Source organism: Vibrio sp. 99-8-1, assembly GCF_013114595.1.
Taxonomy (GTDB): Bacteria; Pseudomonadota; Gammaproteobacteria; order Enterobacterales; family Vibrionaceae; genus Vibrio.
Map to the genome: position 1 here is coordinate 1 of NZ_VTXE01000026.1, position 12,334 is coordinate 12,334.

The 12,334-nt window shown below is 42.4% G+C and carries 11 protein-coding genes; 8 read left to right on the top strand and 3 right to left on the bottom strand.

Annotation, left to right across the window (positions count from 1 at the left end):
* The first annotated feature begins 103 nt into the window (after positions 1 to 103).
* Complete coding sequence (locus F0227_RS14585; protein ID WP_345775810.1) at positions 104 to 364, top strand: DUF1330 domain-containing protein; 261 nt, start codon at positions 104 to 106, stop codon at positions 362 to 364.
* A gap of 51 nt (positions 365 to 415) precedes the next feature.
* Here the strand turns inward: F0227_RS14585 and F0227_RS14590 are convergent, their stop codons facing one another.
* Positions 416 to 724 (bottom strand): thiamine-binding protein, encoded by a 309-nt coding sequence (locus F0227_RS14590; protein WP_216613436.1) that lies wholly within the window; start codon positions 722 to 724, stop codon positions 416 to 418.
* A gap of 279 nt (positions 725 to 1,003) precedes the next feature.
* Here F0227_RS14590 and F0227_RS14595 point away from each other — a divergent pair, with 279 nt between their 5' ends.
* The 3 genes from F0227_RS14595 (at position 1,004) to F0227_RS14605 (ending at position 2,861) form a co-directional block, all read left to right on the top strand.
* A complete protein-coding gene (locus F0227_RS14595) occupies positions 1,004 to 1,417 on the top strand; it encodes an NUDIX domain-containing protein (protein ID WP_171753962.1) in 414 nt (137 codons plus the stop codon).
* A gap of 144 nt (positions 1,418 to 1,561) precedes the next feature.
* Positions 1,562 to 2,221, top strand: coding sequence for a hypothetical protein (locus tag F0227_RS14600; protein ID WP_171753963.1), 660 nt, complete (start codon positions 1,562 to 1,564; stop codon positions 2,219 to 2,221).
* A gap of 130 nt (positions 2,222 to 2,351) precedes the next feature.
* On the top strand, positions 2,352 to 2,861 hold the full coding sequence (locus F0227_RS14605; RefSeq protein ID WP_171753964.1) for a YgjV family protein: 510 nt from the start codon (positions 2,352 to 2,354) through the stop codon (positions 2,859 to 2,861).
* A 168-nt stretch (positions 2,862 to 3,029) separates the two neighbouring features.
* Here the strand turns inward: F0227_RS14605 and F0227_RS14610 are convergent, their stop codons facing one another.
* Positions 3,030 to 4,775, bottom strand: coding sequence for a sigma-54-dependent Fis family transcriptional regulator (locus F0227_RS14610; protein ID WP_171753965.1), 1,746 nt, complete (start codon positions 4,773 to 4,775; stop codon positions 3,030 to 3,032).
* 232 nt (positions 4,776 to 5,007) lie between these two features.
* On the opposite strand from F0227_RS14610, the gene F0227_RS14615 reads away from it, so the two are divergent.
* The gene (locus F0227_RS14615) at positions 5,008 to 6,528 is read left to right on the top strand and encodes an aldehyde dehydrogenase family protein (protein ID WP_171753966.1); all 1,521 of its coding nucleotides are present in this window, start codon (positions 5,008 to 5,010) and stop codon (positions 6,526 to 6,528) included.
* A gap of 357 nt (positions 6,529 to 6,885) precedes the next feature.
* Positions 6,886 to 7,488, top strand: a complete 603-nt coding sequence (locus tag F0227_RS14620) for a TfoX/Sxy family DNA transformation protein (protein ID WP_171753967.1) — start codon at positions 6,886 to 6,888, stop codon at positions 7,486 to 7,488.
* Between the two features lie 54 nt (positions 7,489 to 7,542).
* Here the strand turns inward: F0227_RS14620 and F0227_RS14625 are convergent, their stop codons facing one another.
* A complete protein-coding gene (locus F0227_RS14625; RefSeq protein WP_171753968.1) occupies positions 7,543 to 8,376 on the bottom strand; it encodes a pyruvate, water dikinase regulatory protein in 834 nt (277 codons plus the stop codon).
* Between the two features lie 168 nt (positions 8,377 to 8,544).
* Here F0227_RS14625 and ppsA point away from each other — a divergent pair, with 168 nt between their 5' ends.
* Together ppsA and F0227_RS14635 are read left to right on the top strand one after the other, a co-directional pair.
* Positions 8,545 to 10,917, top strand: coding sequence for a phosphoenolpyruvate synthase (ppsA, locus tag F0227_RS14630; RefSeq protein WP_171753969.1), 2,373 nt, complete (start codon positions 8,545 to 8,547; stop codon positions 10,915 to 10,917).
* Between the two features lie 165 nt (positions 10,918 to 11,082).
* Entirely contained in the window at positions 11,083 to 12,327 is a 1,245-nt protein-coding gene (locus F0227_RS14635; protein ID WP_171753970.1) for a radical SAM protein, read from the top strand.
* Positions 12,328 to 12,334 lie beyond the last annotated feature (7 nt).

Genomic DNA, 12,334 nt, shown 5'->3' on the forward strand with positions numbered 1-12,334 from the left:
GAAACTGGAAGCAAGCGCTGAACCGCTTTATGATTATGTTCGAAGACCGATTAACTGAATACTTGTAACCAATGGCAGTTACACAGAATTATTTACAGGGTCTATATACGCTGACTATAGGGCTGCTATGAAACCTATCTTAACTTCATATGGCGGTGGATTTGGTTTCGATTTTGTTGTTTCCGAAGTGCTGTTAGCTGAAGTTGATACCCCTATAAATCGAGTATTTACTATTCACTTTCCTAACCAAACTTCAGCAGATACCTTTTTCTCTGATAGTGAATATGTAAAAGTGAAAGCTCAGTATTTTGATAAATCAGTTTTCCATACCACAATCATTTCTAGTTATGAAAAAGATACTTAATGTGACATTAGCCGTCACGTCGAAAACATCAGTGACGGCATAACAATCAGTTTAGTTGTCTACAAACATGTGGTTGGCTTTGGTTACACCTCTGTCATAGGTGCAAAAAGTGTCGGTAGCAGCGTCGGTTTTACTGTGAATCTTAATGTTGGTTATTACTTCTACAGCACCCGCATCGTAACACGCTTGTTGTGCGTCTTTTACGATTTCAAGCAATTGGTTTAACTCACCTTTTAATGTGGTTTCCATTGCACTCACTTGGAATGGAACACCAGATGCTTTAACAACTTGAATCGCCTTATCGACGACTTCAAAATTGTTCCCTTCTTTAACTCTTGGGATAACTTGGAAAGCGAGCATTACTTCATCTAATCGAGGTTTTTGAGCTGACATTAATCGTGTCTCATTGGCTGTTGTTGGTATCGAATAGCGTATAGTAACATCAATTAAAAGCATCGAGGATTGCCCTTGAGAGTATCGGCTAGTAAAAAATTTAATAGAGATTGGCAACGCACTGCAATTTTGCTTTGAATCAGCTTTAGTGATGGCAGCACAATAGGTTAGACTCAGTGGCCGCGTTGCTTATGTATTAACGCGGCATTGGGTGATTGACATAATATTTCAGTTTGAGGCGGTAAAATGAGTAAGGTTATTGATAAGCTGGCGTGGGTTTTGGTTCAAGATGGCAAGTTGTTGGCTGTTCGATCTAAGGGGAAAAATCTTTTCTATCTTCCCGGTGGTAAACGTGAACTCGGTGAAAGTGACAGTGACGCACTAATACGTGAAATCAGAGAAGAGTTGTCTGTTGAACTGTCTGCAGATAGCATCGAATACATGGAAACTTTCGTTGCTCAAGCTGATGGCAAAGCAGAAGGTGTATCTGTCAAACTAACTTGTTATTTTGCGGAATTCTCAGGGGAGTTAGCGGCTGATGCCGAAATTGAAGAGCTCCGGTTTATTGATTCTAATGATGAAGGTGTCTGTTCTGTTGCGGCCTTGGTAGCATTACGTTGGTTAGTGTCGAAGTCGCTGGTAGGCGAAAAAATCGGCTAACAAGGCATTGTCGGTGAGTTAGGTTGAGCTTGGAACTTATAACTTAAGGTTAGGTTTTGGTATTTAAGCAGCAATAGTTTAGGCTGGATGACCGCGTTGAAAACGACTTACCGCGGCATCTGTTTATGGAGGAGTTGATAGCCTATGGGAAGCTTTTTTGAGAGTGAGTTTATGCTCTCTAACTCTTTACACTTTGTGCTGCTTACCAGTGCTTTGGTGTTAGCATTTCATTTGCCTATTTGGTGCGGATTTAACCTCTGTAAACGTAGATGGAAATACATAGATTATCTTTGGCCTTTGTTAGCTGGTATTGGTATGTTGGGTGCCGTGTCTGAAATTCGCTCCGTTGTAGCCGGAAACTGGGCGGCAACTGAACAAACTCGCGCAGTGACTACTCTTGAATCTATTCATGACTTCTCTGTTCGACAGATCAGAGGTGATATGTGTTCGGGAATCACATCAGTTAGTGGAGAAGACATATATTCAGACCCTTGTCGTTGGTATCTATCCATAGCCAAGCAGCTAAAGTCGTTAGATTTTAGTTCATTGCCCCAAGTGAGTCGTCGAAGCTTCCCAACCGATGGTCTTAGTCTGGAATGGATTGAAGATGATGTAGTTTGGGTCAAGGGTATGCTTGAGCAGTACAATCAGCAAAAAAATCAGTATAACAAAACGATTTCAGCGCAAGTAAAGCATCCTATGGAGCAAGTCTTTTGGTATATCAGCCCATACTTGGTCTGTTTTGCCGTAGCGTTACGTTTGGCTAAGGTGACCGGTGAACTCAAACTTGAGAAACAAACATAACTAAGCGTTTACGATAGAAATGTCCTGAGTGGCATTTTAATTATGAGTAGTATGAACCATCTAGCGAGTCGTCAGTATGAAGTTTGCCTGACTCACACTTAGCTGCGGCGATATATCAATAGGAGTTTTTGTGACACCATTTTTTTTATCTCAGATTTTAGTTGCAGTGGCTATTGGGTTTGATTTGATGTCATTCCAATTCAAAGATAGGAAAAAAATTGTAACTTGCCTATTTTTTGCGGGTAGTTTGATTTCCAGCCATTTCATTTTGCTTGAACAATGGACGGCGGCAACTCTTATGATCATTGCTACAGTCAGGTATTTGGTGAGCATATTCTCTACTTCTCAAAAGTTAAAATATGCCTTTTGTACTGCTTCCGTTATTTCTGCCGTTGTTACTTATTCTGGATTAGTAAGTGTTATTAGTTGCTTCGCATCGGTTTTTCAGACGGTTGCTGCATTTAATAAAGATGACCGTCGTTTAAGAGAGTTAATGATAATCGGTACTGCTCTGTGGTTAATACACAACTATATGGTTGGCTCTCCAACAGCGGTTGTGATGGAAGTGCTTTTTATTACCAGTAATTTGGTCGGTTATTATCGTTATTACTATATACGCAAGCACCTTGATGTCACTTGAGTATAAGAACACAGCCACAGTGTAAATACAGTTAGGGGATTAAGGCTGGTGACAACGCGCCGTAACGCAACTAAGCCTACTCATGTACTTCCAAACGAGCAAAACCACGAATTCCTTCCTGATTATTTTTGCGTATCAGTCTCTATCACTATGTTTGAGAATATTAAACTACATCCCAAGCTTCTTTAGCTTTCGGTAGATGGTATTTCTGCTTACTCCCAATATTTTAGAGGTGCGGCTTATATTGCCTTGGTTTGCTTGGTAAGTCGCAAGTAACTTGTCTTCAATTGTGGTTTGCAAATTTGTCTCTGCAGTCGTGTTATTGGGTGTGGTGGTGGTTATCTCACGGGCGATGTTATCGGGTATATGTTTAAGGCAGAGAACCGTTTCGTCACTGGCTAAAAGTGATGCCACTTTAATAACATTATCCAATTGGCGAATATTCCCCGGCCATGGATATTGCGTTAATAGCTCGACAAGATCAGGGCTAAGTGTTTGTTCTGTTAATGCGTGTTTCTGGTGTAGTTTGTTGATCAGCGCCACTTTGTCCTTTCGGTTCCTTAACGGTGGGATTTCAATTAACAAACCATTGAGTCGGTAGTAGAGATCTTGCCGAAATAAACCAAGTTCTACTTGCTGCTCTAGGTTTTTGTGCGTCGCCGCGATGACCTGAATATCCACATCAATCTTCTTATTTGAACCAACAGGAACCACCTCCTTGTCTTGTAATACGTGCAGTAATCGGCACTGAGCATCTAAGGGCATGTCGGCGATTTCATCTAAAAAGAGTATGCCTTTGTCTGCCTGACGCACCTTGCCTTGATAGCCTTTACTGTTAGCACCTGTAAACGCGCCGGGAGCGTAACCAAACAGTTCAGATTCAACCAAGTCCTTTGGTAAAGCACCGCAGTTAACCACCACTAACGGTCCTTGTTTGCGGTTGCTCTGTTTATGCAATGCTTTAACAAATTCGCCTTTGCCGACACCCGTTTCACCTAAAATGAGGAGATTAATCTGTTTATTAATGACCTTGCTTGCTTGTTGCCAACCGTGCTCAACTCTCTCATCACCGTAGTGGAGAGAACAAGCTTGAGAGTAGGTGGTGGAACTCTGTTTCTTCTGTTCTGAAAGAGGGTGAATTTTAAACACAAAGCTTTGCTGTTCTTGTTGCAGGAGGTGTTCAATCGGCCTGCCTATCATCTGTTCATGTTCAAGCAGTTGTGAGGCGACTTTATTGTGCGCGATGATCTGCCCTTGCTGGTCAGCAATAACAATACCTTGCCAGCCGCTATTTAGAATGGAGTTATCCATGGCAAGATCAACCCGCAATGTGCCTTGTGGCAACTGACATAACAGCTCACTCTCAATGTTTTGTACCATATTTTGAATAAGGTGTTGGGTATTGGCATGGTGAACTTGCTGTTCACTGGTGATATCTAATATCGCTAACATATTGTTATTGTGGTCGAAGATAGGGCTAGCGGTACAGCTGATAAAGCGGTGTTGATGAATAAAGTGTTGGTCACCAATAATGGAGATCGGTTTTTCCTCTACGATAGCGGTACCAATGGCGTTGGTGCCTTTTAAGTTCTCTCTCCAGCAAACGCCACTTTCCAATGCTATGGTGGTGAGCTTACTTTGAAACTGTTTTTGTCCCCATGATCCAATAATCACGCCATCGGTATCGGTTAAAATGAGCCGACTATTGGTTCTGGCGAACAGCTGATTGAAGAAAGGAAGTGCCAGCTTTTCAACTGCACTAATCAACGTCGCTAACATCGCTCTGCGTTCGTTGAGCTGTGATTTTTTGACTCTCGCTTCCTGAGGTAAACGCCGTTCGTGTAAACCTGCATCACTGCTTCTCATCCATGAGCAATTAAGCCAATCAGTTGTTTCATTTGTAGGGAGCTGCATAACTGTTCCATTTTGTAACAATAAGGGTGTGTCAATTGGTGACACTTGAACACGGCTTGACTGATAACGATCCTTGCCTAGTTAAATTTATACGACTTGTTAATGAAATGTAATCATAGTGTTACATGTTGTTGTGATCAAGTTTTGTAAAGTTGGCCTGTGACTTGCGTTAGGTGAGGTCATACTCCGGATGTGGAGTGTGTCTAACTCAGCTAAAACAAGGGAATATTTTATGATCTATGCTCAACCAGGAACGGAAGGTTCAGTCGTTAGCTTCAACTCGACTTACAATAATTTTATTGGTGGTGAATGGGTAGCACCGGTAAAAGGAGAATATTTTGATAACCTTTCGCCAGTTAATGGCAAAGCATTTTGTAAAGTGGCTCGCTCTACGGAAGAAGATATCAATTTAGCGCTTGATGCCGCTCATGCAGCGAGAGCATCATGGGGATCTACCAGCGTTGCAGAGCGCTCAAATATCTTATTGAAAATAGCCGATAGAGTAGAGCAGCATTTAGAAGAGCTCGCAGTGGCTGAAACTTGGGAAAACGGTAAGCCAGTTAGAGAAACCCTAGCGGCGGATCTGCCATTGGTGGTGGATCACTTCCGCTACTTTGCTGGATGCATTCGTGCTCAAGAAGGTTCTGCGGCTGAGCTAGATGTTAACACCGCGAGTTACCATTTTCCTGAACCTGTTGGGGTTGTAGGGCAGATCATTCCGTGGAACTTCCCTATGCTTATGGCTGCTTGGAAACTTGCTCCAGCACTTGCTGCGGGGTGTTGTGTGGTGCTGAAACCTGCAGAACAGACGCCGACTTCTATTCTCGTTTTGATTGAAAAAATCGCCGATATATTACCAGCGGGTGTGGTGAACGTGGTTAATGGCTTTGGCCATGAAGCGGGGCAAGCGTTGGCAACCAGTGAGCGAGTCGCAAAGCTTGCCTTTACTGGTTCTACGGAAATTGGTCACCATATATTGAAGTGTGCGGCAGAAAGCTTGATTCCGTCTACCGTTGAACTAGGGGGGAAATCCCCGAATATCTATTTTGCCGATGTGTTTGATCATGAAGATGATTATTTGGATAAATGTGTCGAAGGGATGTTACTTGCGTTCTTTAACCAAGGGGAAGTGTGTACTTGTCCATCGCGTGTTCTTGTGCAGGAGTCCATTTACGATAAGTTTATCGCGAAAGTGGTAGAGCGTGCTAAAACCATCGTACAGGGAGATCCTCTGGATGTATCCACGCAGGTTGGTGCACAAGCGTCTCAAGAGCAATTTGATAAGATTCTTAGCTACTTAGAGATAGGCCGCCAAGAAGGTGCGGAAGTGTTAGTCGGTGGTGAGCCTGCGGTACAGGAGGGTGACCTTGATTCTGGTTACTATATCCAGCCAACCATGTTAAAAGGTGATAACTCAATGCGCGTGTTCCAAGAAGAGATTTTTGGACCCGTGATTGCAATCACGACCTTTAAAGATGAGCAAGAAGCGTTAGCCATCGCAAATGATACGGAATATGGTTTAGGTGCGGGTGTATGGACACGAGATCAAAACCTAGCTTATCGAATGGGGCGCAATATAGAAGCGGGAAGAATATGGATTAACTGTTACCACGCTTATCCTGCTCATGCCGCGTTTGGTGGCTACAAGAAATCAGGTATTGGTCGCGAGACGCACAAGATGATGCTAGATCATTACCAAAACACCAAAAACTTACTGGTTAGCTATGATGTTAATCCGCTAGGATTTTTTTAGTTGGGAGACATTCTAAGCAAACTTTTGCGAGAGTAATGTTTTGCAAGAGTAATGGAAAAGGCAGCATTAGCTGCCTTTTATTCTTTTAAATAGTATTAAGTTTTATTAAAAAATATGAATAAGGTGTGTGAAAATTACCATTGATATTTCTATATGCTGATATTTATTTAATTAGTCTATTATTACTCAGGTGAGATATCTCACAATAATAATTGTTAATATAAAAATATAGTGTGTCGCTATTGAGCTGCCGAGGTGATTTATTATATCTTTGTTGTTAATCGCCGCGCTCTATTTTTCTTTTTTAAAGGAATGACGGCCTGTTCTTATTAATTACTAGGTAATATATTTGTCAATATGGAAAATATCGTACCCTTTCCCAACGAAGATTTTGTTTTAGATAGTATCGCGGATTTTTGCGAGATCTCTCGAAGCAACATTCAAGTACACTACATGTTTAAGTATCATGTTTTAAGCCTAAATGGTCATGCTTTTGCAATGGTTATCGATGGCCGACTGGCGCTTAAATACGGTAATAGTAAACAGCTTAAAGAGCGACTGTTGCAAGAGAATGGTCAGGTAGTTTGTGACTATTCAACAGTGACCAAAACCATGTCCTATTTATCGATTCATGAAGATTGTTCATTACCAATCTCTAACAGTTGTTTAGAGTTACTAAAGCGAGTGATGTACTACTGGTATAATTTAGGTGAATCACCTCGTGTGGCCTCTATAGAAAACATGACTAATATTACTAAAAGCTTGGCGCTATCTTTACATAATATTGGTATTAAAAGCGTTGATGAATTAAAGAATTTAGGTTCTGCTAATGCTTATCATAAATTAAAAACAGTTTATCCTGATATTCCAAATAGTTACTATAGTCGTATAGAAGGTGCATTAACTAATAAACACTACATGTTTGTTGAAGAGTTTTATATAGACTCTTTACCATGTTAATGATTGCCATTTATCTGAATATATAAATTAAAATGGGCGCTCGCCCATTTTTTGCTAGTAAAGACGTCCTTTTAGTCCCGTTTGCTGCAATATTCGTGCAGAGATCTCTTCTACCGATAGTGAAGAGGTATTGATATAGGGGATCGCTTCACGACGGAACAGTTGCTCAACGCTGTGTAGCTCTTCGGCACACTGCTTTTCACTGGCGTAGACGCTGTTGGCTAAACGTTCATTTCTAATCTCAGCCAATCTCTCTTTATTGATGGTTAAACCAAACAGTTTATGCCGATAGACTTGAAAAATATCTGCTAACGCTAAAGAGGGTATATCGTCACTAATAAACGGGTAGTTGATCACCCGCAATCCAAAATGCAGTGCCATATATAAACTGGTTGGTGTTTTGCCACTTCTAGAGACACCCAGCAAAATAATGTCCGCTTGCTCAATTCCTTTCAAAGATACGCCGTCATCATGGCTTAACGTGTACTCAATGGCAGAAATTCGGTCATAGTAGGCTTTCTCATCTTTTCCTACGCTACGCGAACGCTGAAGCTTAGGTTTGGCTTCTAGCTGTAGGTCTTGCTGAATAGGCTTAGTCAACATGCTCAAAATATCATAAATATGAGCATCCGCCGTCATGATAATTGCTTTGACTTCTGGAATCACGGTAGAAAGAAACACCACGGGAGAAGTGCCGGTCTTTTCTTTCGCCTGTTTAATATGTTGCAACGCCTGATACGCCATTTCACTGTTTTCCACAAAGGGAATCGTTTGCTCGTGAATTTTAAATGAAAATTGGCCTAATACAGCATTTCCTAATGTTTCACATGTGATGGCTGTTCCATCAGAAATATAAAACACGTCACGTCTTTCGATAGTTTTTTGCATATTTTGTTGAATCTTTCAAAAATATTTTATATTTGTATAAGGATAATACTGATAACTCTATCAAGCAATCGGATTAATGGTCACACTTCTCAATATTGGAATAAGAGAAACGTCTCATTTTCGTTGCTTACCCCCTACATCATTTGCTGTTAAGCATAGGAGAAAAACGTGGAAAAGAACGTACTTTGGTTCAACACTCTATCAATGAAGGATGTTGATAAGGTTGGCGGAAAAAATGCGTCACTTGGTGAAATGGTATCTAGTTTGGCAAAGGCCGGAGTGTCTGTCCCAAATGGATTTGCAACAACATCGTATGCGTTTAATCAGTTCTTAGATTTTGAAGGATTGGATGAACGAATTCATAGCATTTTAGATACGCTGGATGTGGATGACGTCGCCGCGCTAAGGCAGGCGGGAGAAACCATCAGAGAGTGGATTCTACAAGCTCCTTTTCCACCTGCGTTAGAGCAGGATATACGCGACTGCTACACGCAGTTGTTGGATGGTGACCAATCGATTTCTGTTGCTGTCCGTTCATCTGCTACCGCGGAAGATTTACCGGATGCCTCTTTTGCCGGTCAGCAAGAAACATTTTTAAATGTTGCAGGCATAGAATCCGTCATTGAAGCGACCAAACACGTTTTTGCTTCACTGTTTAACGATAGGGCGATCTCATACCGCGTTCACCAAGGTTTTGATCATCGCGGTGTTGCGCTCTCTGCAGGGATCCAGCGAATGGTGCGGTCGGACAGAGGAGCATCAGGGGTTATGTTTACTCTTGATACTGAATCTGGTTTTGATCAAGTGGTGTTTATCACCTCATCATGGGGTCTTGGAGAGATGGTGGTTCAGGGAGCGGTCAATCCTGATGAGTTTTATGTACATAAGCCGATGCTTAAAATGGGTAACGACGCCATTTTGAGAAAAACACTCGGTTCGAAGCGAAGTAAGATGATTTATGGCGATAGCAGCGCACTAGGGAAGCAAGTCGCCATTTGTGACACCGACGCTAATGAACAAACTCAATTTTCACTTGATGACCAAGACGTTCTTTCTCTTGCTAAGCAAGCGCTGATTATTGAGCAACATTACGGTTGTGCCATGGATATTGAGTGGGCCAAAGATGGTGTCAGTAACGAGCTGCTTATTGTTCAGGCTCGTCCAGAGACTGTGTGCTCGCAAAATAGTGCCGATGTAATTGAACGTTTCCAACTGAAAGACAAAGCCGAAGTGCTTGTTGAAGGGCGAGCGATAGGCCAGAGAGTTGGAGTTGGCCCAGTAAGGTTAGTGAGTGACCTGAGCGAGATGGAACTGGTGCAGAAAGGGGACGTATTGGTGACAGACATGACGGATCCTGATTGGGAACCGGTCATGAAAAAAGCGTCCGCTATTGTGACAAACCGAGGAGGAAGAACTTGTCATGCGGCGATAATCGCTCGTGAACTTGGCATTCCAGCTATTGTAGGTTGTCATGACGCAACCGAGCAGTTACAAGATCAACAACGGGTGACGGTTTCATGTGCGGAAGGTGAAACAGGCCATGTTTATCAAGGGGAGTTGCAGTTTGATATTCGTCGCTCAGAAGTTGGGAAACTGCCGCAACTGCCCGCCAAGATGATGATGAACGTGGGTAATCCTGACAGAGCATTTGATTTTGCTTGTATTCCGAATGAAGGGGTGGGGTTAGCTCGCTTAGAGTTTATTATCAATAAAATGATAGGTATTCACCCTAAAGCCTTGCTTAACTACCAACAACAGCCTAGTGAAATCAAACAGAAAATTGACCAGATGATTGCCGGCTATGCGGATCCGGTTGAGTTTTATATTGCTAAGCTGACTGAAGGTATCGCTACCATTGCAGGAGCGTTCTGGCCTAAGCGCGTGATAGTGAGAATGTCGGATTTTAAATCTAACGAGTACAGTAACTTGATTGGCGGTAAGCAGTACGAACCGCATGAAGAGAACCCAATGCTCGGTTTTAGGGGCGCATCTCGTTATGTTTCTCCTGAGTTTGAGGACTGTTTTGAACTGGAAACCGCCGCGATTAAGCGAGTGCGTAATGACATGGGGTTGAACAATGTCGAGATCATGATCCCATTTGTTCGAACGCCATCAGAAGCTTCATCAGTGATTGATTTGCTGGCAAAATATGGCTTAAAACGCGCTGATAACGGACTGAAGGTCATTATGATGTGTGAGCTACCTTCCAACGCGGTACTGGCGGATGAGTTTCTAAAGTACTTTGATGGTTTTTCTATCGGCTCTAACGACATGACTCAGTTAACTCTTGGTTTGGATAGAGATTCTGGCGACGTCGCCCATCTTTTCGACGAACGTAACTTGGCAGTGAAAGCGATGCTCAAGCTGGCCATCGACGCTGCTAACCGAGCAGGGAAGTATGTTGGCATATGTGGACAAGGTCCTTCAGACCACCAAGATTTCGCTCAATGGTTGATCAGTGAAGGTATCAACTCCTTATCTCTAAACCCCGATACGGTATTGGATACTTGGGTAGCGCTTGGAGAAGCAGATGACAGTTAATCCTGTTCAATAAATCTATCGTATAAATTATCTGAAACCCTCAATTGGTTCTGCTTAACCGTTGAGGGTTTTTTATTGGCGTTAATGACAACGGAACGGTAACGAAATCTTAACGATTTGGGGTGTAAGTTGTGCTTCGATATAGAATGAGATTTGGAGACGACCATGAAAATTGCACTGATTAAAGCAAGCCAGCAGAGTGATTTTAAAGAGTATAAAAAGTATGTGGGTGCGCCGCCACAGAGTATCTTTTCTGCCGCTGCTGTGTTGGAAGGTATTGCCGATATCGTAATGTACGATGAGACATCAGCAAAGAAATGCCCTGACAAGCTGTCTGTTGATCTTGCGGTTATTTTTATGTCCACTCCTGATGCGATAAGAGCATATTCTCTCGCGGACAATCTGATGTCGAACGGAGTAAAAGTTATTTTGGCTGGGCTGCACACAACGTTTATGCCACAAGAAGCCTTGTTGCACGCTCACGCTATTATTAAAGGCGAATCTGATGCTTTATGGCCGCAGATTTTGTTGGATGTCTCAGCCAATAAAATGCAACCTATTTATCAATCGTCGTCACCTTACGATCTCGCTCAGCTTAACCCTTACCCAACGCGATACCTATCTGCCGGAGTGTATAAGAATATCTGGTCGGTTATGGTTTCTCGCGGCTGTCGTTTTAAATGTAACTACTGCACCATTCCGCGTTTTTTTGATAGTCAGACTTATCGACCTATCGGACAAGTGGTGGATGAGATTAAGCGTAGTGGTGCTCAATATATTGAGCTCAAGGCGGATAATTTAACGTCAGATAGAGAATACTGCTTGGAGTTATTTGAGGCGATGACACCTTTAAATATTCAATGGGTGGCGGAAACTAACCTACGCTTTGCTGACGATGAAGAGTTGTTGGTTGCTGCCAGCAAAAGCGGTCTGAGTTATCTATTAGTGGGATTAGAAACCCCTTCTAAAGGGGCACTTAAAGAAGCGGCGAAAGGCTTTAATAATATCCATAAATCGAAAGAGTATATCGACAAGCTTCATCAACACAACATAGTGGTAGACTCCTGCATGTTGTTTGGTTTTGATGAGCACGAGACGGATATTTTCGACCAAACATGGGACTATATTCACGATGTGGATCTGGATGTTTGTCATCCGGTAATCATGATTCCATTTCCAGGAACACCTCTGTATCAAGATCTTGAACAACAAGGGCGAATTTTGACACGAGACTGGTCTCTGTATGACGGTGTTCATGCTGTTTATCAGCCAAGTAAGATGAGTGTTGAAGAGCTGGAGAGTGGAACGCAGAAGTTCTCTGAACGCTATTATTCTACCTCATCCACGTTGGCAAGAAAGTGGCGACACATAAAGCGTTTTGGTACATCAATGGCCTACATGCTGCCTTAATTCTTTG